At 42.3% G+C, this 22,657-nt stretch carries 15 protein-coding genes; 8 read left to right on the top strand and 7 right to left on the bottom strand.

From position 1 onward, the window contains the following. Positions 1-50: 50 nt before the first annotated feature. Both lacZ and G509_RS0113395 read right to left on the bottom strand, forming a co-directional pair. The gene (gene lacZ, locus G509_RS0113400) at positions 51-3,173 is read right to left on the bottom strand and encodes a beta-galactosidase, LacZ type (protein WP_035738958.1); all 3,123 of its coding nucleotides are present in this window, start codon (positions 3,171-3,173) and stop codon (positions 51-53) included. Between the two features lie 48 nt (positions 3,174-3,221). Continuing rightward, a complete protein-coding gene (locus G509_RS0113395; protein WP_026991997.1) occupies positions 3,222-5,552 on the bottom strand; it encodes a glycoside hydrolase family 2 TIM barrel-domain containing protein in 2,331 nt (776 codons plus the stop codon). 768 nt (positions 5,553-6,320) lie between these two features. On the opposite strand from G509_RS0113395, the gene G509_RS22120 reads away from it, so the two are divergent. The 6 genes from G509_RS22120 (at position 6,321) to G509_RS22935 (ending at position 13,910) form a co-directional block, all read left to right on the top strand. Beyond that, the gene (locus tag G509_RS22120; RefSeq protein ID WP_051200216.1) at positions 6,321-9,425 is read left to right on the top strand and encodes a SusC/RagA family TonB-linked outer membrane protein; all 3,105 of its coding nucleotides are present in this window, start codon (positions 6,321-6,323) and stop codon (positions 9,423-9,425) included. Between the two features lie 19 nt (positions 9,426-9,444). Then, positions 9,445-10,956 carry a RagB/SusD family nutrient uptake outer membrane protein gene (locus G509_RS0113380; RefSeq protein ID WP_026991995.1) on the top strand — a complete coding sequence of 504 codons (1,512 nt, stop codon included), beginning with the start codon at positions 9,445-9,447 and terminating at the stop codon, positions 10,954-10,956. 219 nt (positions 10,957-11,175) lie between these two features. Beyond that, the gene (locus G509_RS0113375) at positions 11,176-11,550 is read left to right on the top strand and encodes a hypothetical protein (protein WP_026991994.1); all 375 of its coding nucleotides are present in this window, start codon (positions 11,176-11,178) and stop codon (positions 11,548-11,550) included. A gap of 58 nt (positions 11,551-11,608) precedes the next feature. Then, positions 11,609-12,496 (top strand): RHS repeat domain-containing protein, encoded by an 888-nt coding sequence (locus tag G509_RS0113370; RefSeq protein ID WP_262486776.1) that lies wholly within the window; start codon positions 11,609-11,611, stop codon positions 12,494-12,496. Positions 12,497-12,649: 153 nt separating this feature from the next. Beyond that, a complete protein-coding gene (locus G509_RS0113365) occupies positions 12,650-12,961 on the top strand; it encodes a hypothetical protein (RefSeq protein ID WP_026991992.1) in 312 nt (103 codons plus the stop codon). Positions 12,962-13,172: 211 nt separating this feature from the next. Further along, a complete protein-coding gene (locus G509_RS22935; RefSeq protein WP_052111481.1) occupies positions 13,173-13,910 on the top strand; it encodes an RHS repeat-associated core domain-containing protein in 738 nt (245 codons plus the stop codon). 855 nt (positions 13,911-14,765) lie between these two features. Here G509_RS22935 and G509_RS23385 read toward each other — a convergent pair. Continuing rightward, a complete protein-coding gene (locus G509_RS23385) occupies positions 14,766-14,942 on the bottom strand; it encodes a hypothetical protein (RefSeq protein WP_154657774.1) in 177 nt (58 codons plus the stop codon). A gap of 76 nt (positions 14,943-15,018) precedes the next feature. Here G509_RS23385 and G509_RS0113340 point away from each other — a divergent pair, with 76 nt between their 5' ends. Continuing rightward, entirely contained in the window at positions 15,019-15,279 is a 261-nt protein-coding gene (locus tag G509_RS0113340; protein ID WP_026991990.1) for an RHS repeat-associated core domain-containing protein, read from the top strand. 285 nt (positions 15,280-15,564) lie between these two features. On the opposite strand, the gene G509_RS23380 is transcribed toward G509_RS0113340, so the two are convergent. The 3 genes from G509_RS23380 to G509_RS0113330 all read right to left on the bottom strand — a co-directional run bounded on the left by G509_RS23380 (position 15,565) and on the right by G509_RS0113330 (position 20,090). Beyond that, on the bottom strand, positions 15,565-15,774 hold the full coding sequence (locus tag G509_RS23380; RefSeq protein ID WP_131450684.1) for a hypothetical protein: 210 nt from the start codon (positions 15,772-15,774) through the stop codon (positions 15,565-15,567). 144 nt (positions 15,775-15,918) lie between these two features. Then, positions 15,919-19,350 (bottom strand): methylmalonyl-CoA mutase family protein, encoded by a 3,432-nt coding sequence (locus tag G509_RS0113335; RefSeq protein ID WP_026991989.1) that lies wholly within the window; start codon positions 19,348-19,350, stop codon positions 15,919-15,921. An 89-nt stretch (positions 19,351-19,439) separates the two neighbouring features. Beyond that, positions 19,440-20,090 carry a VOC family protein gene (locus G509_RS0113330; protein ID WP_026991988.1) on the bottom strand — a complete coding sequence of 217 codons (651 nt, stop codon included), beginning with the start codon at positions 20,088-20,090 and terminating at the stop codon, positions 19,440-19,442. 257 nt (positions 20,091-20,347) lie between these two features. Here G509_RS0113330 and G509_RS0113325 point away from each other — a divergent pair, with 257 nt between their 5' ends. Beyond that, positions 20,348-21,250: an EamA family transporter gene (locus tag G509_RS0113325; protein ID WP_026991987.1), complete on the top strand. Its 903-nt coding sequence runs from the start codon at positions 20,348-20,350 to the stop codon at positions 21,248-21,250. Positions 21,251-21,389: 139 nt separating this feature from the next. Here the strand turns inward: G509_RS0113325 and G509_RS0113320 are convergent, their stop codons facing one another. After that, a complete protein-coding gene (locus G509_RS0113320) occupies positions 21,390-22,568 on the bottom strand; it encodes an AIR synthase related protein (protein ID WP_026991986.1) in 1,179 nt (392 codons plus the stop codon). Positions 22,569-22,657 lie beyond the last annotated feature (89 nt).

Genomic DNA, 22,657 nt, shown 5'->3' with positions numbered 1-22,657 from the left:
GGCCTCCCGGAAATTTCCTGAGAGGCCTTTTTTATATCATAAATTGAAAACTATAATTGCATTACAAAGCTAAAATCATACAAGCCCGGATAGATCTGGTACTCATCATGAGGTTTTGCTCCCCAACTGTTATCGCCACCAATACCCATTTGTTTCATATCAAAATGCCATTCGGTATACGGCTGAATTTTTAGGTCTTTTGCATGCCTTTGGTCTTTTTGTTCGCCATCGTCAAAATCTTCGCGGCTGTATGGCAGGGCACTTGTGCCCAGCATTTTATCAGAGCTTACCGTTATGGCAGCACCTTTACCGTTAGATAGTTTTGCCCAGCGAACATCGGTCTTATAACCGTTTTCCTGCGGACGCTCGTAAGCAAAATACTGCTCTTTAACATTGCTTTGGTACAGGCCAACCAGTGCCGCCGTGTTACGGTCGATGTAATTTTCCTGCGGGCCACGGCCAAAATATTCAAAAGTATTGTACTCAGCCTTAACCCTTGTACGGAAACCAATTCTTGGTATTTCGGGCAGCTTGGTATCATTAAGGTCAAAGTGGCTGTCAACCGCTACCTGTCCATCACCATAAATAGTGTAATGTACTTTGGCTTTCCTGCCTTTAAGGTCTTTAATTTCGTACTCGGCAGTAATTTCAAGCTTGCCGGGCAACGACTGGTGCGTAACAAATCGCTTTAGCTCGAAACTGTTAACCACGTCTTTCCATATTTTGCAACGCATTTGCATGCCATTACCAAAATCGTTATCGGTTGGTGCCCTCCAAAAATCAGGCTGTAGCGGCATGGCCAACACTTCCTGGTTTTGTTTTTTGATGGATTCTATCCAACCTGATTTTTTGTTGAAAGCAATGGAGAAACCATCGCCATCCAGTTGTAGCTTATCGGCCGTATCTGTTTTTTTAATAGCTTTAGCTGTGCTAAATTTAGTCGTTGCCGCCATAGAGGCCGGCAGTTTAAACTGCTCGTAAGCCACAATATGGCCGGCAGGTACCAGGCCCCTCGCCTCTTTAGATTTCATGTACACCGTAAGGTAATACTCTGTACCCGGCATTGGGTTTATCTGCGGAAGCGCAAGCTGTATTACCTTTTTATCGGCGGCAGTAACCTGTACGGCACCATGTGTGCCCTTTTTATATTCTTTACCGTTAGCTTCAACCGTCCAGAATAATTCCAGGTTGCTAAGGTCGTCAAACGCATAATGGTTAATAACCTCTATGCTGCCGTTGGTTAAATCGGCAGCTTTAAAATATACCGGCTGGTATACTTTTTTAAGTTCAGATAATCCCGGGTGCGGAGTACGGTCGGGGTTTACAATACCATCAATACAAAAGTTATTATCGTTGTGTACGCCCTTAGGCTCAAAATCGCCGCCGTAACCCCAATACTCGGTGCCGTTGGCGTCTTTTTTCTTAATACCCTCGTCCAGCCATTCCCAGATAAAGCCACCCTGCATAATATCGTAGCTATAGATCAAATCCCAGTAATCCTGAAAGTTACCCAGGCTGTTACCCATAGCATGCGAATATTCGCAAAGAATAAGCGGCCTGTCGTGGTATTTTTGAGCATACTTTTCCATCTCGGGCATGGTAAAGTACATGTAGGCAACAATATCGGTATTAAACTCCATACCTGCGCGCTCGTAATGCACCGGCCTCGATTTTTCGTTGTCTTTAATCCAGTTGTAAGTAGCATAAAAATTGGTACCGTTACCGGCCTCGTTACCCAGCGACCAGATAATAATACACGGCTGATTTTTATCGCGCTCCACCATATTTTGGGTACGGTACAGGTGTGCTGCCTGCCAGTTAGGCTTGTTAGCCAGGGTTTTATCCATATCATAACCAATACCATGCGACTCTATATTGGTTTCGTCCAGCACGTAAATGCCATATTCGTTACACAACTGGTAAAATGCCGGGTCCTGCGGATAATGGCATGTTCTGATGGCGTTTATATTGTGCAGTTTCATAACCTCGATGTCTTTACGCCTTGTGGCAAGGTCTACCACGTGGCCCGTAGTGCCGTGGTGTTCGTGCAGGTTGGCGCCACGAATGGTTATGGCCTTACCGTTTACCTGAAGGATACCGTTATTAATGGCAATGGTCCTGAAGCCTATATTTTGCGTAATGGCCTGCAATACCTGGCTGCCATCTTTAAGCTCAATTTCCAGCCTGTACAGGTTAGGAAACTCTGCCGACCACGGCCTAACCGATGCTATAGACGAAGCAAAGCCTACCGTAGTACCTGCAACGGGTTTGGTCTCTTCGAAAATGGCGCGGGTACCATCCATAACGCGGGTGGTAACAGTAAGAGAACCTGCGCTCTCTGTGTGTTTTTTAATGTCGAGGTTTAAGGCGAAATCGCCGTTTTTAAAGCTGCTGTCCAGGCCTTCTTTTACGGCATAATCTTCGATGCGTGCGTTGGGTGTGGCCACTAAAAACACATCGCGCTCAATGCCTGATAGCCTCCACATATCCTGGTCTTCAAGGTACGATGCATCGCTCCATTTAATTACCTGAAGCGCCAACAGGTTTTTACCCTCTTTAAGATATTTTGTAATGTTAAATTCGGCCGGGGTTTTGCTGTCTTCGCTATAGCCAACCTTCTCGCCGTTTACATAGATGTAGAATGCCGAGTTTACGCCACCAAAGTGGGCAAAAACCTGCTTGTCTTTCCAGTCGGCCTGAATGGTGAATTCTTTTCTGTACAGCCCCGTAGGGTTGTGGTCTATAGGTACTTTTGGCGGCGACTGAACCAGGGCATCAAACGCAAAAGGATATTCGATATTGGTGTAATTGGCATAATCATAACCGTGCATTTGCCAGTCGGCAGGCACAGGAATGTTATCCCACTTGCTGTCTTTAAGTGTTGGGCTTTGGAAATCAGAGGGAGTTTCGCCGGGGTTTTTAAGGTATTTAAACTTCCAGGTACCGTTAAGCGACTGGTAGTATTTAGATTCTGCCGGGTTGTTTTTTCGGGCTGCCTCTATAGACTGATACGGTATAAACCAGGCGTGGGCGTTTTCTTTATTGACCTTAAAAACGGTCTCGTCCTGCCACTCCGGAATGTTTTTTTGGGCGTATGCCGTAAAAGAAAGCCCCAGTAAACACGCCCCCAGTAAGAGGGGCCGCTGAACAATGCTGTTAATTTTATTGTGCATAATTATTGGTTGTTTGCTATTTTATTGAATGCATTAAATGGTGTAAGCTTATTTAATTTGAAGTACCGCCGTAGTTAAACCCGCTGCGGTGGCGGTAATGGTAACGGGCTGTTTAAGTTCTTCGGTACGTAATACTATGGTTGCAATACCGGCTTCGGCAGGCATTGGGTTTTTCCCAACCAGTTGTGCTGCCTTTCCGTTAATGGTAAACGTAACCTGGTTAGCCGCGTTGTTAATTACGGTGCCGTTAGCATCGGTAATTTTGGCGTACACAAAAACCACGTCGGGTTTGTTGGTGTTTATCTGTTTGCCCGAAACATCATAACTCAACTCCAGTTTTGCTGCCTTGCCGGGAGTGGCAACGCTATGCTCCGTTACTTTTTGTCCTTTTATGAAACCTTCCGCCCTTAGCGTGCCGGGTTTGAATTCTTTAAGGTTGAAAACGATAGACGGATGCGCTAACAGTACGGCTTTACCTTTAGCGGCCTGTTTCTTTTCAACAAGCACATCGTTAAGGTATAAGGCAACTTCATCGCAATTAGAAAATACGGTTACGTTGGGCGAAGAAGCGGCATCCCAATACGATGCAATTTGCACCATTGGTCCCGAATTTAATACCGGTGCCAATTGTTGTTGCGGGTCGCGCTGGCTCTGGTAAAAGTAATTGGCAAATTTTGGGATCCTAAAAATATCGCTAATGCCCGAGCTTTCCAGATCTGGGCTATAGCCGCGGTTATAATCGAACATTAGCCAGTTGGCATGGCCAATGGTGTTTTTTCCCATAAGGTTAGAGTTGTAGGCTTCTTCAAAGTTATAGGCCTGCTGCAACAGGCGTTTTTCGCCGCTATTGCGCAGCTGCCTGCTGGTGCGCTCTTCTTCTTTAAGATTACCGAATTGCGTTTGATTAAAGCCCGCATTTTGGGCATAGTACTCCCAATCGCCATACTCGGCAACTAAAATCTTGCGGTCGCCTTTGCTGTAGTTGTTCCAGTATTCGGGCGCTTTACCGTGCTGGCGGGCCGGTATAAACAGGTCGTAATTGGCGTTATCCATCCACCCGGCGGTGTAAATATCGTTGTAAGGCAGCTCTTCGCGCAGTATTTTGTTGGCTTCCTTCATGTAGGCCTCGCTCATGTTGCTTTCGTTAAGCGACACCTCCCAAATAATAACACTGGGGTGGTTGCGGTCGCGCCTTGCCAGGTCGCGTATTTCCTGGTAGGAGTTGGTTAGGAACTCACCCTCTCCAAAAAATTGCCAGCCCGAAATACAGTCCATTACCAAAATACCCAGCTCATCGCACGCATTTAAAAACGCTTCCGACTGCGGGTAATGCGACAGGCGCACAAAATCGAACCCGGCGTTTTTAATTTTAACGGCATCGCGGTACTGCGCCTCATCAGAAATTGCATAACCTACGTACGGATATTCCTGGTGGCGGTTGGTGCCGTTTATAAACAGTTTTTCGTTGTTTAAAAAGAACCCATCGGCCGTAATGGCTATTTTCCTAATGCCGGTTTTAGTAGTATAACGGTCAACCTCTACCCCGTTAGAAAATAAGCTAACATCTAATGTATACAGTTGGGGGTTAGCTATACCCCATAGTTTTGGAGATTCCACATCAATATCTATAGTTGCGGTAACGTCAGCGTTTTTAGCTACGTCTATAGCGGCTGCCGACCTAAATTCCTGCTTGTTGCCATCGCTGTCGGTTAACACCGCTTTTACAGTAATTTGCCGGTTGGCATCGCTATCATTTTTAACATGCACTTTTAATTTTCCGATGGCTTTGGAGGCATCAACTTCATCAAAATGAAGTGCCACCCCACCCCCTGCTGTTTTGTTGGCAGCAATGGCATCGGTAATATAAAGCGGGTTGGTGGTTATAAGGTAAACATTGCGGTACATGCCGCCGTAGTAGTTAAAATCCAGCTCTTTAATGGGTTTGCCCGGAGGTATAACCGCATTATCATGATTGTTGACCTTAAGCGATACTGTATTATTGCCTGTGGTAACATACGGCGTAACATCTACCGTAAAGGGTGTGTAGCCCCCTTTATGCTTAAAAACCGGTTTGTTGTTTATAAAAACTTCGGTTTCGTGCATAACGCCCTCGAAGTACAAAAACGACTTTTTATCTTTTGTGGCAATGCTAAAGTCTTTTTTATACCAGCAATCGCCCTGCCATTGGTTAACCACAATTAGCTTTTCTACCTGTGCGGTGTGCGGCACATTAACGGTTTGCCAGTTGGTAGCGGTGCTGTCTTTAGTAAACTGCCAGTTGCGGCCAAAATCTACCCGGCTGCGGCTGCTTATGCCGGCCTGTTTATGGCAGCTGATAATACTAATACAACAAACAATTATGGCAACTATTTTTTTCATGAATCAAATTTTAAGGATGTAGGAATTTGAAGCGGCATCCTAATTTTTATCAAACTTAATCGTTTTAGTAAATTAATCCTACTAGTACCACACAGTTTGTAAAATGTCCTACCAGTTTGTTAACACTAAAAATTTTACCCGAAGATCCTTTTAAGAAAAAAATCCGAAAAAACATCTTTACAACAAACTGAATTACAGACTTATATGTAAATAAATATCAAATAAACATAGTGTAAATAATTAAACTGGTGGTTAATGTACTGAAACTGGTAGGTACTGGTATTGACAATTGAATTTAATTTCTACTTTTGATTAATCAATAAAAAATAATGTTAAAAAAAACGCATACCATATTTTTTATATAAATGTTTTAAGAATACAATACATTAAAAAATTTAATACTTTACAAATACGCACCAATAACCCGTTACAGCTAACAGAACTAAAAATGATTAAAAAGATTAATATAAATCTTACATTTTCTGCCAAAATTTTAAAAGGCGGTTTTTTGGTGTGCGCTAATACTTTTTTTTTACATTTTTCACGCAATCGTTTTCTTAATTCCGTAATTTTATTCCGTAAAATAGCTTTTACCACAAAAGAAGCCTCTTATTTAAGCAAGGCAAACGGGTCGCGGGGACGTCCTGTTTTTTGCCCCGTTATAAGTTAACAACTCCAACATATTTTAAATAATTACCTGCTTTTATAAGTGGGCCAGTTGCCCTTTTGCCTAAAATTTAAACCAAATCACTCCAAATCAAATTTTTTATGACCAAAAATTACATTGTACATTTAAACAAAGTAAAGTGGGGCACACTCGTTGCCCTGGGTTTACTTTCTGCCGGGCCGTTGTTGGCAAATAATGCCACGGCCGTAAACAAAATGGTTTTCCAGGCGCCTATTACCGGTAAAATTATTGCTAAAGACGGTATGCCCCTGCCGGGTGCATCGGTAATGATAAAGGGTACCAGCATATCTGCCGCTACCGATGCCGATGGTAACTACTCGCTAAACGCTACCGATACCAATGTTACGCTGGTAATATCGTACATGGGCTACAAAACCCAGGAAGTTAGCGTTAACGGGCAAACAACGGTTGATGTTACGTTGGAAGAAGACCTAACCCAGCTTGAAGAAGTGGTGGTTGTGGGCTACGGTACCGTTAAAAAGAAGGACCTTACCGGCGCTGTGGGCCGTATTAAGGGCACCGAATTACGCCAGCAGGGCGTTAGCGACGTTACCCGTACACTACAGGGCAGGATGGCCGGTGTAACGGTAGAATCGGCCGGTGGTAACCCGGGTTCGGGCACCAGGATACTTATAAGGGGTGTAAGCTCTTTAAACAATGCTGCACCTTTATATATAGTAGACGGTGTGCAGGTGGCAAATATCAATAACCTTTCGGCCAGCGATATAGAATCTATAGACGTATTAAAAGATGCATCGGCGGCAGCCATATATGGGTCAAGGGCAGCCAATGGCGTAGTGTTGGTTACTACAAAATCGGGCAAGGCAGGCGAACCTGTTTTTAGCCTGAATGCCAATACGGGTATGCAAAGGGTGGCCAATAAGCTAAGCGTTTTAAATGCCGAACAGTGGGCTAACACCAGCAATGCTGCTATGGATGCCGCAGGCCTGCAAAGGCTGGAACTGGCGCAAAACCCCGAATCGTTAGGTGCGGGTACCAACTACCAGAACGCCATTTTTAGAGATGCACCCATACAGCAGTACGACCTAAGCGTAAGCGGCGGTACCGATAACGGTAAATACAGCGTAAGCGGCGGTTATACCACACAAGACGGTATTGTTAGAGAAACCGGGTTTAACCGTTACAACATACGTGTAAAATCAGAGACCAAGAAAGGTATTTTTAAGTTTGGCGAAACCATATTTTTATCGCGCGATAAGCAGCAGCAAATGGCCGGTGGCTGGGGTGGCCAGGGTGGCGGGCCGGTAGGTTCGGCAGTAAAAATGATTCCCGTTTTTGATATTTACGATCCCGAAGCTATTGGCGGATACGGCGGTGCCTACGGCCCCGTGGTAAACATTGCCAATCCACTGGCGCAGTTAAATTTAGAAGACATAACGTATGAGCAGACCAATATTTTAGTGAATGCTTTTGCGGAGGTTGATATACTTTCCGGACTAAAATACAAGATGAATTTGGGTTATACCAACAATTTTGCTACCGCTAACGACTATTATAAAAGGTATGAGGTTGGTGCGCTTTTTACCCACCCTACCAACGATATTACACAGTCTAAAAACCAAACTGTTTTAATGCTTTTAGAGAACACGCTAAACTATACCAAAGATTTTGGCAAGCACAGCGTTCAGGCTCTTGCAGGTTATACCTATCAGACTAATAACTACACGTATAACGCGTTTAGCAAGACAGATCTGCCCGATGGAATATCTGTAATAGATGCCGGTGCCGGTACTGCTAACGTGGGCGGTAACAGGACAGAGAGTAAACTGGCTTCGGTATTAGGGCGTGTTATTTATTCGTATGATAGCCGTTACCTGTTTACAGCCAGTATAAGGCGCGACGGATCGTCGAGGTTTGGCAACAGCAACCGTTACGGTACATTCCCGTCGGTAGCCGTGGGCTGGAATATTTCTAACGAGGGGTTCTTCGAAAAAGCACAAAAAGCAGTTTCTGCCTTAAAACTTAGGCTGAGCTATGGCGAGCTGGGTAACCAGGAAATTGGCGACTACCAGTACAGTGCCGCTGTGGCTTCTAACATCAACTCGGTTATTGGCGACGAGCAAATTAAATGGTTTGGTGCCACACAAACAGCATTTGCATCGCCAAACATTAAATGGGAAACTACCAAGACTACCAACGTTGGTTTAGACTTTGGTTTCTTAGACAATAAACTGGGCGGTACGGTAGATTATTTCTACAAAAAAACCACCGATGTATTGCTGAATGTACCAATACCCGGATCGGCAGGTTCTACAAGCAACCCGGTTGTAAATGCTGGTACGCTTTCTAATCACGGTTTAGAGCTTGGCTTAAACTACAGCAATGTAGTTGGCAAACTAAACTACAGTGTTTTTGGTACGCTAACATCCATCAAAAATAAGGTAGACAAACTGGGCACGGGTACGCAGCAAATTTTCGGCGGACAGCCAACCCACCACGGTGCTACCACTACGGTTACCGAGGCTGGCGGCCCTGTAAGTGCTTTTTACCTTATACAGGATATTGGTATCTTCCAGAACCAGGCAGAAGTAGATGCGTATGTAGGCCCGGACGGGTCGCCTATACAGCCTAACGCACAACCGGGCGATATTAAATTTTTAGATAACAATGGCGATGGTACTATAGACAATAAAGATAAGGTGTACAACGGCAGCCCTTTTCCTAAATTCGAATACGGTTTTGGTGTTAATGCATCGATGGTAAATTTCGATGTTAGCTTGTTCTTTCAGGGTACCAGCGGCAATAAAATTTACAACGGTATGCGTCAGGATTTAGAAAATACCAGCCTTAACTACAACTACTCTACTGCAGTACTTGATGCCTGGACTCCGGAAAATACTGATACCAACATACCAAGGCTTATAGCGTCTGACCCTAACCTTAATGCCAGGACGTCGAGCCGATTTTTAGAGAACGGATCGTACATGCGTATCAAGACCATTCAAATTGGCTACACCCTGCCTGATAATTTAAAAACACAGTTAGGATTGGCTTCTTGCCGTTTTTACCTGAGCGGAGACAACCTTGTAACCTTTACTAAATACACGGGCTATAACCCCGACCTTGGTAGGACAGGTACCGTGTTTGACCGTGGTGTAGATTTCGGACACGTATCGTACCCGCTTGCAAAAACCGTTTCTGCCGGTGTGCAGTTATCATTCTAATTAATAAAATTGTAATATCATGAAAAACATATATCTATTAACCAGCCTGCTTTTTGTACTGGCATCGTGCACCGACGAAGAGCTTCAACTTAATAACCCCAACGGTATTACCACTACTACCTTCTGGCAGACCGAAAATGATGTAAATGGTGCTTTTGCGGCCACGTATGGCCTGCTTAAAAACGTAAACGGCGGCTATTGGGGCGTTAGGGGAACCGAACTTACCAACGGCCGCGGCGACGATTTTGTTATCCGTAACGACGTTGCCTCGTTGTACCAGCTTTCTACCTTTACCAATACAGCCGATAACGAAACGGCAAGCACCATGTGGAATATTGCCTACCAGGACATCTTCCGCGCTAACCAGATCATTGAAAATGTGCCGTTAGTGCCCGGCCTTGATGCCGAAAAGCAAACCATGTATGTTGCCGAGGCTAAATTTTTACGAGCCTTAAATTACTTTAACCTTGTTATTAATTTTGGCGATGTGCCGCTTAAGCTGGCCACCCCGCTTACTACCGAAGATTATTTTACGGCTAAATCGCCGGAGGCCGATGTTTGGGCACAAATTATACAAGACCTTACCGATGCTGCTGCCGGCCTGCCTACAGAGTGGCCATCTGCCTGGAGGGGCCGTGCCACCAAAGGTGCTGCACTGGGTTACCTGGGTAAAGCCTACCTGTACACCAGCAACTGGTCTAACGCGCAAAATACACTGCAACAGTTAACTATGGCGCCTTTTAGCTACGCGCTTATGCCAAACTACGGCGATAACTTTATTATGGCGTTCGAAAACAACCAGGAGTCGGTTTTTGAGATACAACTTGCCGATGTGGGCGGTACCAACCCGTGGGCAGGCGAAAATGCCAACGAAGCCCTTGGTGTTACCACCGCGCAGGAGTTTGCCCCTACCGAGGTTTCGGGCTGGTTTGAGGTAAGCCCTACCGATAAATTGTTTAACGAATTTCAGATTGAAAAAACCACCACCAATGATTTCGACCCAAGGATGTATGCCACACTGGTGTGGAACTACCCTGGCGCTACGTTTTACAACAAGCCTTTCAGCGATTTTACCTTGGTGTTTGGCTACCAATCGATGATTAAAAAATACCAGAACTACATGCAGGATAACGAGATGGTGGGTACCAGCGGTGCTGCCGACAATACATCCAGCAACAACGAGCGTGCCATGCGCTATGCCGATGTTATTTTAATGCTTGCCGAAGCACTTACCCAACAGGGCAATGTTACCGAGGCGTACCAGTATGTAAACATGATTCGCGAGCGTGCACACCTTGCTACCCTGGATCCCGGCTTTAACCAAACGCAAATGATGGCCGAAATAAGGCACCAGCGTATGATTGAGTTTGCCCGCGAAGGCTTCAGGTTTTACGACCTTAAACGTTGGGGTTTGCTACAATCTGAAATTACAAACAGCGACAAACAAGGCAAGGATAATTTTATAGCCGGTAAGCATGAGTACTTTCCTACGCCACAGGCCGAAGTAGACAGTAACCCTAATATCAATTAATTCCACTATTCCGGATTAGACCGGAATTTCAAAAATTCGTTTTATGTTAAGTTAGTTTAGTTTTGGCCTGCTTGCAGAATTGTGTTCTGCAGGCAGGCTTAACTTTTTTAGGGTGGCCCTTGTATTTATTGCGTTTATTTTAACTTATCATAAAGTTAATGTGTATTTGTAAAATGGCTTTTAGCAGTACCTTCGCCATCCAAAATAAAAAGGATTACCGTGAATGCCCCCCTACTAACCACAACATTATTGCTACTGCCCGGCGGTGTCGAACTGGCTTTACCCGAAAATTCGGTTAAGTTTAAAACTGCTTTATCGCACGCCATACGCAATAAAAAAGCCAAAATACTTATGCTGGCCGATACGGCTTTAGTGCCCGAAGATGTTGTACAGCAAACCTACCCGTACAAAAATGTATTGCTCATAGAGTCAGAAAACATCACAACTGCCGATGATGCCTGGGCTGCCGCTGCCCAAATGCTGGACAACCACCTGCCCACCGTTTCTACTGCCGGTTTTGATTTTCAGGTGGTAAAAATGGAATACATAGCCGCCAAATACGAAGATTTTGAGAGGCTGGCGAAGTTTATGTAATAACCTGAATCAAGGCCAGAGAAATTGATTCTTAACGTGAAAAGCATATCTTAATCAAATTTGTGTACCACCAAAATATAATCCCTTCGGGATGCTTGTACCTAACCGCCATGCTAACACTCCAGAATACCGTTATGGTTTCCAAGGTCAGGAAATGGATGATGAGCTAAAAGGCGAAGGTAATAGCCTTAATTACACCTTCAGGATGCACGACCCAAGGGTGGGTAGGTTTTTTGCAGTTGATCCGTTAGCGCCGAATTACGCATATAATTCACCTTATGCTTTTAGTGAAAATAATGTAATTGCATACATTGAATTAGAAGGTTTAGAAAAAATCCATTATCAAGCAAAACGCATAGGTGAAACTAATGATTTTGAATTGGATGATAGTGAGGAAGTTTCTATTGAACCTATACGCATCGATCCATTAGGAGGTGTTGAAATATATGCTAAGCCAATTTTCACATTACATCGAGAAGGTCGGGTTAAGAATTTTAGTAGTTATCAAGAAATGTTAGATAATCTTTCCACGTGGTGGTGGTGGGAGAGTGATGAGACACAAGGGACAACAGAAATTGGAACATTTTTAAGTGATGGGCAATTATTTTTTGCAGGGAAAGTAGCGCGTCTTAATAGATCAAGTAGAATAAAGCTTAAAAAAGTTAATGTTAAAAAAGTTAAAACAAAGATTGCCGTTGCTACAATTTATAAATTTGGAAAAGTAATTCCAAAAAAATTTATTGGTAATTTTAACGGAATTAATACCCGCAGGTTTGTAAATGTTCTCCAAAGAATACCAGTTACAGCAACTTACAAAACAATGTATCGTAATGGAAAACAATTTGGTTTTAAGTATGAATGGGATTTGGAAGGCTATAGTATGAAGTTAGAGCCCACAGTTGGGATGGGAATCCAAAATCTAAGAAAGTGTGGATTTATAGAGTAAGTAAACGTAATTACTTACTTCCGAAGATAAGACCAATAATGTTCAGGGAAAAGGAGAAGAATGTATGGACGGAAATGGGAAATTTCATTTAGAAAAAGATATTAAAAGTGATGAATTAAAAAACAACGCTACATTTACTGAAATACAAAATTAATGACTGATTTTAAAGAGAAATTGATTGAAGTAAAAAAATTATACTTAAAACTATTGTCACAATATATAGATAACTGGTATTTTGAAAATTACTCTCATGAAATTAGTGCTATGGAAATATCAATTGCGCTGATGGAGCTTGCGGTTTATAAGAATAGAGCAATAAACAGGAATGAAGAGATTTGGTTTACAAACGGATATCATTTATCATACATTTTACTTGACGAATGGGAAGTACTATTAAATGCCTATAAAGACCTTATCAACGAAGTTAAAAGAGTAAACTTTTTTAGAGTAATTCCTGAAAGCTAATCCCTCTGCTAGCACGAGCCTCTTGGCTCGTGTCTGTAAAGATTTGTATTGAATCTATAGTTTTTAGTTTATCATTCCCAGATAGCTCGGATTTGCAATCCGTTCCCTCTACACTATAATACAAATCCTAACTGTTATGGTTAGGATTTTGTTTGTTTAAAAGCGTATTTTTACAATACGTTCTTAGAAATATGTGTTATATCCTTTCGGTATGCTTGTGCCTAACCGCCATACTGACACACCCGATTATAGGTATGGTTTCCAAGGGCAGGAAATGGATGACGAGGTAAAAGGAGAAGGAAATAGCCTGAATTATACCTTTAGGATGCATGACCCAAGGGTGGGTAGATTTTTTGCGGTAGATCCACTTGAAAGAATTTACCCCCATTATAGTCCTTACTCATTTAGTGGTAATAAGGTGATTTCGCATAAAGAATTAGAAGGTGGAGAGGAGTTTGCTAGTTATATAGCATATAAATTGCATACTGGAGATGCTGCTTTAAATGGTAATTTATTAGATGGTTCCGATGGAGTGTGGTTTACGCAAGACAGAATTCATCGAAGTAATCGCTGGCAAAATGCTATGGCTTATATAACTAGAAATAAAGATGTGGATAAATTGACTACAGGCACAATTGGTTCATATATGCAGGATTCATATTCTTTCAGTCATGTAAGGGATTACTATATTTGGACTCAAAATGCGATGGATAAAAAAGGTTATGGTAGTAGGTGGGCAAAAGGGGCTATGTATCTAGTTGATGAATTAGCTGACACATTTGAATATACAAAAGAAAATTTTGCTTCAATAAAGACAGGAGTCTTCTTGCCAAGCACAGGACAGCTTATGAAGGATTTAAACATAGGTATAGCTGAATATGCTATTGGCAAATTTAATGCTGTTTTATACGGAGGTGAAGGCGAATGTGTCGTAGATTTGTATGAATAGGACAAGGAATTCATACTTGATGAACAAGTATATCTTGTTGCTCCTAATGTTTATACAAAATATAATGGAACTAGCGCACTTAACAATGCAAATAATCTTGCTCGTAAAGAGGGTGTTTTGGGCACTTTGGGTATATCAAAACATTTTTTTCCAAGTTTTCAATTGTTCAATGTGGACTTAACTGATGATGATTCGGGTACTATGGGAAGATTCAATGTGCCGATGTATATGTTGTGGCCGAATGAGCATCAGTTCACTAGTGGTAAATTAGTACCAAAACCTGCAGCAGAGATAGAAAGAGCTAACGACGAAATAAATTGCTATTATGAGGAAAATAAATTGTAAGATGAATTTAAGTTGGACTTTTATATCATTTTTTCTTTTAAATATTGCTTTATTAGTAATCACATCTTTTTTAGAGAATAGTATATTCCACAGATCGTTAATAGGAACATTTACAATCTATTGTAGTTATTTATCAGTTCTGAAAATGTATTTTTCTAATTACAGATATAGTTTTTTTTTTAGTTCACTTATTATACTATTCATAGTCAGTATTTTCTTATGTGTTGTTTTTTTTCTTTTGATTGAGATATTACCTAACCCTATTTTTCAAGATGTCGCTTTATTTCTAATTTATATTTGTCTCTCAGCCCTTGTTCTTAGCAAACATTTTAAAGTTGATATAAATATAATATCAATAATTAAATTAGTTGTTTTAACAATTATTTCATGGGTTATAATGAATTCGATTAGTAATATTACACGATTTGACTATGGCTATTCCATAATGTGCTCTTTATGGAGTTTGTCATTTACCATAATAATCTTTGAAAAAAGACAACTTTAAGTATCTTACACATTATAAACCTCCAACTTACTATGCACTTTTTCAATTTCTTTATAGGCTTGGGCATAATGTACGTAACGGTTAAAAAAGCCGCTTACGGTGCTATGCCCGCTTATTTTGCGTACTAAATGCTCTGGCATACCCAGTATTAAAAGAGTGGTTATGGCTGTGCGGCGCATCATTTGTGAAGTTTATTTTATCATCTTTAAATTGTTATATTTGATTATATTTTAATTACATAATGTGCCTTCTTTTGGTATGCTCGTACCCAACCGCCATGCTAACACACCCGATTACAGGTATGGTTTCCAAGGGCAGGAAATGGATGACGAGGTAAAAGGGGAGGGAAACAACTATGACTTTGGAGCTAGGATGTATGACCCAAGAGTGGGTAGATGGTTTAGTCCTGACCCTTTTACAGCTAAATCAGCTGATTGGACACCATATAGATTTGCATTTAATAATCCTTTGAGATTTATTGATAAGGATGGTAATTACGAAACAGATGGACTGACTTAAAATTCCGGCGGATCCAACCGGATAATGAGTCGCACACCAACACAGGTTAACTTTAATTATGTACCTGCTTGTAAATAAGCTTGCTATCTTTTTCAAAACTATAAATTAACGGTCATGCAAAATCAGATATAAGTACCTGATTTTTAAATATTTACAGGTATTAATTAAAAATAAGAAATTAGATATTTTATTGATTTTAAAAAAAGTAGATGGATGTGTTGCACACACGGCGCTATAGTTATAGCCTTGTGCCCCCCTCCATCTTTAAAATTAATTACACCCTTTCTAACTAAAATCTGCCGCTTTAAAATTCTGATAATTTAAAATTTTCATGATGCTTTTTGTGTGAAGAAATCCTGGTGCAAAATTACAACATAAAAGCAAAAGAGTTACTGAAGGCATTTCTTCAGTAACTCTTTTACATTTTTTATTTGCTGCATTTCCAAAAAATGGAAAAGTGCGAATCTCGAAGTCCAAAAGTGAAATATCAAGCACTTTTTTGACTTTTTGAAGGATTTTCAGGAATCAAAAATTTTAACTCCTGAAACTTGTCAATCTCGAAGTCCGAAAGTGAAATATTAAGCACTTTTTTGGCTTTGCAGGCCCATCTTAATTTTTAAATATTAAATCTTAAATAATCTACATATTCCTTCGGTACTGCCCCCCTACTTCAAACAGTGCCGATGTTATTTGCCCCAACGAGCATACTTTGGTGGCCTCCATAAGCTCTTCGAAGATGTTTTTATTCTGGATGGCGGCCTCCTGAACGGCGGCTAAACTTTTAGCAACTGCCTCTTTATTAGACGAATGCAGGTTTTTAAGCGTTTGTATCTGGAACTGTTTCTCTTCTTCGGTTGCCCTGATAACCTCTGCCGGAACCACCGTTGGCGACCCTTTAGAGCTCAAAAACGTATTTACACCAATGATTGGGAACTCGCCTGTATGCTTAAGTGTCTCATAATAAAGGCTTTCCTCCTGAATTTTAGAGCGTTGATACATGGTTTCCATAGCACCAAGTACACCGCCACGCTCTGTAATACGGTCAAATTCAGCCAATACGGCTTCTTCAACAAGGTCGGTTAGCTCCTCTATAATAAACGACCCCTGTATAGGGTTCTCGTTCTTGGCAAGACCCAGTTCTTTATTGATAATCAACTGTATAGCCATTGCACGGCGAACGGATTCTTCCGTTGGCGTGGTTATAGCTTCATCGTAAGCATTGGTATGCAACGAGTTACAGTTATCGTAAATGGCATATAGTGCCTGCAATGTGGTACGGATATCGTTAAAATCAATCTCCTGCGCATGCAACGACCGCCCTGATGTTTGTATATGATACTTAAGCATTTGGGCACGCTCGTTGGCGCCGTACTTGTTTTTCAGGGCTTTAGCCCATATTTTACGCGCCACACGGCCTATAACGGCATACTCAGGGTCTACCCCGTTGCTAAAAAAGAACGATAGGTTAGGGCCAAAGTCGTTAATGCTCATGCCACGGCTCAGGTAGTACTCTACATAGGTAAAACCGTTACTTAACGTAAAGGCTAACTGCGTAATAGGGTTGGCACCGGCCTCGGCAATATGGTAACCCGATATAGAAACCGAGTAGAAATTTCGTACATTTTTTGTAATAAAGTACTCCTGCACGTCGCCCATCAGGCGCAAAGCGAACTCGGTTGAGAAGATGCAGGTATTCTGTGCCTGGTCTTCCTTTAAAATATCGGCCTGAACAGTACCACGAACCTGCGATAACGTTCTGACTTTAATATCGTTATAAACATCATGCGGTAAAACCTGGTCGCCCGTAACCCCTAAAAGCATAAGGCCTAAACCATTGTTGCCAGCAGGTAGGTCGCCGTTGTAACGTGGTCGTTCTAAGCCCTTTTGCTTGTATATCTGGTTAATTTTATGGTCAATCTCTTCTTCAATGCACTGTTCTTTAATGTACAGCTCGCATTGCTGGTCTATGGCGGCATTCATAAAAAAGCCCAACAGCATGGGCGCCGGCCCGTTAATCGTCATACTTACAGACGTTAACGCATGCGACAGGTTAAACCCGGAGTACAATTTCTTGGCATCATCCAGGCAACAGATAGATACGCCGGCATTACCAATCTTGCCGTAAATATCGGGGCGCAAATCAGGGTCGTTACCATACAGCGTAACGCTGTCAAACGCTGTAGATAAGCGCTTTGCAGGCAAACCGGCACTTACATAGTGGAAACGTTTGTTGGTACGCTCCGGCCCACCTTCTCCGGCAAACATACGCGATGGGTCTTCGCCCTCACGCTTAAACGGATACAATCCGGATGCGAACGGGAACTCTCCCGGTACGTTTTCCTGCAGGCACCAGCGCAAAATATCGCCCCAGGCCTGGTATTTAGGCAGCGATACTTTAGGTATTTGGCTGTGCGACAGCGACTCCGTATGTGTGGCTATCTTAATTTCTTTATCGCGTACCTTGAATGAGTACACCGGATTTTTGTATTTATTAACCTTATCATCCCAGGTTAATATGATCTCCCAGTTGTAAGGATCGAGGTTCATCTTGACACGGTCAAATTCGGCTACAAGCATTTTAAGGAAATCCTTATTGCTATCATTTTCAACCTGTTGAAGGCTCTCTGTTTCGAGCCCGAATTTCGTCAGCGCAAGCTTAGTACCTGATACAGATTCTATTGTCTTAAAAATACCGTACAGCTTTTGGGCAACCTCCTGCTGGCTTAGTGCCGTAGCATCGTACTTGCGGTTATTCTCGGCAATTTCGCTAAGGTAACGCGTTCTGTGTGGGGGTATTACAAATATTTTCTCGCTCATTTCGCGGGTAATGGCAAAGGTAGAATCTAACGGCGCACCGGTACGTTCTACCACCTTATCCATTATTTTTTTGTATAAGGTGTTCATACCCGGGTCGTTAAACTGCGAGGCAATGGTACCAAACACCGGCAGGCTATCGGGGTTGGCATCCCACAGGTTGTGGTTGCGCTGGTACTGCTTTTTAACGTCGCGCAGGGCATCAAGAGAGCCACGCTTATCGAACTTGTTAATAGCAACCAGGTCGGCAAAATCAAGCATGTCGATCTTCTCCAACTGAGTGGCGGCACCAAACTCAGGCGTCATTACATATAACGATACATCGCTGTGTTCCAGTATCTCGGTATCGCTCTGTCCAATGCCCGATGTTTCCAGAATGATCAAATCGTATTTGGCCGCCTTAAGCACCTGTATGGCCTCGGCAACATATTTGGAGAGCGCCAGGTTGCTTTGCCTTGTGGCAAGCGAACGCATGTACACCCTTGGGTTGTTAATGGCATTCATTCGGATACGGTCGCCCAGTAAGGCGCCGCCCGTTTTACGCTTGGACGGGTCTACCGATATAAGCCCCAGTGTTTTATCAGGGAAATCGACCAAAAAGCGGCGCACCAGCTCATCTACTAACGACGATTTACCTGCACCACCCGTACCGGTAATACCCAAAACAGGTATTTTGCTGGTTTCGTTTTGTTTATGGATGATATCCATAGCAGCTTTAGCCACATCAGGGAAATTCTCTGCCGACGATATAACCCTTGCAATTGCCGTAGGGTTCTTATCTTCAAGGTGTTTAACCTCGCCGTTAAGCACATCGCCAATGGCAAAGTCAGATTTTTGAACCAAGTCGTTTATCATTCCCTGAAGCCCAAGTTCGCGGCCGTCATCGGGTGCATAAATACGCGTAATGCCGTACTCGTGCAAGGCTGCAATTTCTTCGGGAAGGATAACCCCGCCCCCGCCGCCAAATATCTTAATATGCCCGGCACCTTTTTCTTTTAGCAGGTCGTGCATGTACTTAAAGTACTCATTATGACCACCCTGGTAGGATGTTAGCGCTATGGCGTTGGCATCTTCCTGAATGGCAGTATTTACAACTTCTTCCACACTACGGTCGTGCCCAAGGTGAATTACCTCTACACCAGTAGCCTGGATTATGCGGCGCATTATATTTATGGCAGCATCATGCCCATCAAAAAGCGATGCCGCGGTTACAATTCTAACTTTATTTTTAGGAATATAAGGTACTACTGGCTCCATATTGAATTATATGCAATTTTAAGTACGCAATTTACATATTTATTAAGAAATCAAAACATTTATGCCCGATAAAATTAAGTAGGTATAATTTATCTCACAATATAGCCCACATTTCCGTTATCCATATATAAAACACGGGTGGTAAAAGAGCGCGCTTTTACAGTGGTTGGATACCAGTCTCGGTTTTTTTCGACAATAATAAACAGGCCACAATCATCTCCGGAAACGGTAAACTTCTTGCCCCGCGGCTGCCTGTGGAAAATGGGTATACCATACTCATTCTTAAGCGTATCAGCCAATTCGGGTACGTTGCTGGTTACCAGGCCAATCTCGCTAATGGCAACAAAAGCCTTGCTGCTGTATGCTTCGTTATAATAAGCTTTGTTTGGGTATCGGGTAATTATCTCTATTACATTGCCGTTGTTATCGTTAAAGTAAAACGATTTGGCATCCCAGTTGGTAAAATTGGCAATATCATCGCCCTCAACAGGCAGTATAGCTGTGTTTTGCTTAATTGAATTATGCGAATCGAAAAAACGGTTGCTGGGCATGTCTATTGCAAAATGGTAAACAGGGTGGATATTATCTGACTTTCGAAAGATAAGCCGCGTGCTGCCCACATTGAAAAACAGTATGGACCGGTCTTCTTTTAAATACGGTTCCAGGCCCAAAACCTTCTTGTAAAATTTTTCGGTTTCGGCAAGGTCGTCACTTAGTAATTCGAGTTCTATAATATTCATGCACGGCAGGTAAGAGAATTGCTAAGTTAGTGATTTATAGAACGTTTTTTAATTTTTTAAAATTATTATTACTATGGAATATTTTAGATGGAACGCGGATGGCACGGATGCTTCGCAATCGCGGATTTAACGGATTTCTCTTATTATCATACGGTTGCTAAAATTATTGATTTAGGTATGTAAATCTGGGTACGAAGCATCCGTTTCATCCGCATTCCATATCATATAATTGATTAAATTTGCCGAAAATTTGTTAAATGAAATTCCCGAAATACTACCTTGCCGCTATTACCGCATTTATAATTTGGGGATTTTTTAGCTTTGTGCTCAAGCCGTTACAGGCCTACCCATCGCCGGATATATTGTTTTACCGCATCTTTTTTTGTGTGGTGCTTATGTGGCTTACCAACTTACTTTTCAGGCGAAAGAATATTGCCGAAAGCAGGGCCAGCTTTATGCTGCTTGAACCCAAAAAACGTAAAAACCTACTTATTATCACCGTAATAAGTTCGTTATTGCTTTGTGCCAACTGGTTCTTTTTTATTTTTGTAATGAATCACATTAGCGTAAAGGCGGCATCCTTCTCGTACCTGCTGTGCCCAATACTTACTACGGTTTGTGCCTTTTTAATATTAAAAGAACAGCTAAGCAGGCTGCAATGGAGTGCAGTGGGGCTAAGCTTTATTGGATGCATTATGTTGTCTTACAACAGCTTTAACGATGTGTTTTACAGCTTTATAGTAGCTATTAGCTATGCGTTGTATTTAGTGTTGCAAAAAAAGTTTGAAGGCATTGATAAATTTCTGTTGCTGTCGGTTCAGTTGCTTATAACATCTATAATACTACTGCCGTTTTACCCGGTGTATAGTGGCCCATTACCTACCGAAGCGGTATTTTACAGCTACATACTTATAATTGCCATATTTTTTACCATTACCCCTATGCTGCTTAACCTGTTTGCATTAAAGGGCATCAGTTCGTCTACACTGGGTATTATGCTGTATATTAACCCGCTTATAGGGTTCTTTTTAGCCGCCTTTTACTATGGCGAAGAAATATCTGCTATGCAAATAGCGGCCTACTCGCTTATAGTGGTTTCTATTGCGGTGTTTAACATAGGAAGCTACTTGAAGATGAAGGCTGTTAGTGCTTCTGTGTAAGTATGTTACACTTCGCTTAAAATGACACAGCATACTTAAAACAACAAAACAGCCATCCGTAAAGATGGCTGTTTGTTATATAATATAAAGAAATCCGTGTGAATCTGCTTAAATCCGCGTCATCCGCGTTCCATTAATGTTAGTATTCAAAAGTACCGTATTCGCTGGTAATGGTCAGTTTTTTAGCGTCTGAAGCCTCAACCCTGCCCACAATTTGCGCGTCTACGTTAAACGACTTAGAAATATCGATTATATCCTGAGCCAATGCTTCCGGAACATAAACCTCCATACGGTGGCCACAGTTAAATACCTGGTACATTTCTTTCCAGTCGGTACCACTTTGCTCCTGAATCAGCTTGAATAATGGCGGAACGGGGAATAAATTATCCTTAACCACGTGTACGTTGTCTACAAAGTGCAGCACCTTGGTTTGTGCACCACCACTGCAATGTACCATACCATGAATATCCTGCGGAGTATATTTCTCCAATATTTTTTTGATGATGGGTGCATAGGTACGCGTTGGCGAAAGTACCAGTTTACCCGCATCTATAGGGCTGTTGGCTACCTCATCGGTCAGTTTTACGTTACCTGAGTACACAAGGTCTGACGGAACTGCCGCATCAAAACTTTCCGGGTATTTAGCTGCCAGGTAGTTGTTAAACACATCATGGCGTGCCGATGTTAACCCGTTGCTGCCCATACCGCCGTTATAGCCTTTTTCGTAGCTTGCCTGCCCAAAAGAGGCAAGGCCTACAATAACATCCCCCGGCTGTATGTTGGCGTTATCTATAACGTTGCTGCGCTTAATACGCGCTGTAACAGTACTATCTACAATAATGGTACGCACTAAATCGCCCACATCGGCGGTTTCGCCACCGGTAGAATGTATGGTAACACCAAAAGTTTTAAGCTCTTCTATAAGTTCTTCGGTACCATTAATAATGGCCGAAAGCACCTCGCCCGGAATAACATTTTTATTACGGCCAATAGTGCTGCTAAGCATTATATTATCTGCAGCACCTACGCAAAGCAGGTCGTCTATATTCATAATCAGGGCATCCTGTGCTATACCTTTCCAAACCGATATATCGCCGGTTTCTTTCCAGTACATATAGGCAAGGGACGATTTTGTACCCGCGCCATCGGCATGCATAATAAGGCAATAATTGTTATCTCCCGTAAGGTAATCGGGCACAATTTTGCAAAAAGCTTTAGGAAACAGGCCTTTATCTATGTTTTTTATGGCGTTGTGCACATCTTCTTTAGAAGCCGAAACTCCCCTTTGGCTATAGCGTTTGCTGGTATCAGAACTCATTATGTAACGGTTTGTGTTGCTGCGGGCAAAGATAATTTTAATTTATCAATGGCGCAATTTATTAATGTAGCAATTGGGGTGCTGTAACA

It is taken from the genome of Flavobacterium subsaxonicum WB 4.1-42 = DSM 21790, from assembly GCF_000422725.1.
In the GTDB taxonomy this organism is placed as follows: Bacteria; Bacteroidota; Bacteroidia; order Flavobacteriales; family Flavobacteriaceae; genus Flavobacterium; species Flavobacterium subsaxonicum.
Note: the sequence above shows the minus strand (reverse complement) of the source record. Positions and strands in the feature narration are given on the sequence as shown.

What these genes read in the sequence shown, in the direction of transcription:
- lacZ (WP_035738958.1), bottom strand. Translation starts at nt 3,173, where the DNA reads ATGCACAATAAAATTAACAGCATTGTTCAGCGGCCCCTCTTACTGGGG.
- G509_RS0113395 (WP_026991997.1), bottom strand. Translation starts at nt 5,552, where the DNA reads ATGAAAAAAATAGTTGCCATAATTGTTTGTTGTATTAGTATTATCAGC.
- G509_RS22120 (WP_051200216.1), top strand. Translation starts at nt 6,321, where the DNA reads ATGACCAAAAATTACATTGTACATTTAAACAAAGTAAAGTGGGGCACA.
- G509_RS0113380 (WP_026991995.1), top strand. Translation starts at nt 9,445, where the DNA reads ATGAAAAACATATATCTATTAACCAGCCTGCTTTTTGTACTGGCATCG.
- G509_RS0113365 (WP_026991992.1), top strand. Translation starts at nt 12,650, where the DNA reads ATGACTGATTTTAAAGAGAAATTGATTGAAGTAAAAAAATTATACTTA.
- G509_RS22935 (WP_052111481.1), top strand. Translation starts at nt 13,173, where the DNA reads ATGCTTGTGCCTAACCGCCATACTGACACACCCGATTATAGGTATGGT.
- G509_RS23385 (WP_154657774.1), bottom strand. Translation starts at nt 14,942, where the DNA reads ATGATGCGCCGCACAGCCATAACCACTCTTTTAATACTGGGTATGCCA.
- G509_RS0113340 (WP_026991990.1), top strand. Translation starts at nt 15,019, where the DNA reads ATGCTCGTACCCAACCGCCATGCTAACACACCCGATTACAGGTATGGT.
- G509_RS0113335 (WP_026991989.1), bottom strand. Translation starts at nt 19,350, where the DNA reads ATGGAGCCAGTAGTACCTTATATTCCTAAAAATAAAGTTAGAATTGTA.
- G509_RS0113330 (WP_026991988.1), bottom strand. Translation starts at nt 20,090, where the DNA reads ATGAATATTATAGAACTCGAATTACTAAGTGACGACCTTGCCGAAACC.
- G509_RS0113325 (WP_026991987.1), top strand. Translation starts at nt 20,348, where the DNA reads ATGAAATTCCCGAAATACTACCTTGCCGCTATTACCGCATTTATAATT.
- G509_RS0113320 (WP_026991986.1), bottom strand. Translation starts at nt 22,568, where the DNA reads ATGAGTTCTGATACCAGCAAACGCTATAGCCAAAGGGGAGTTTCGGCT.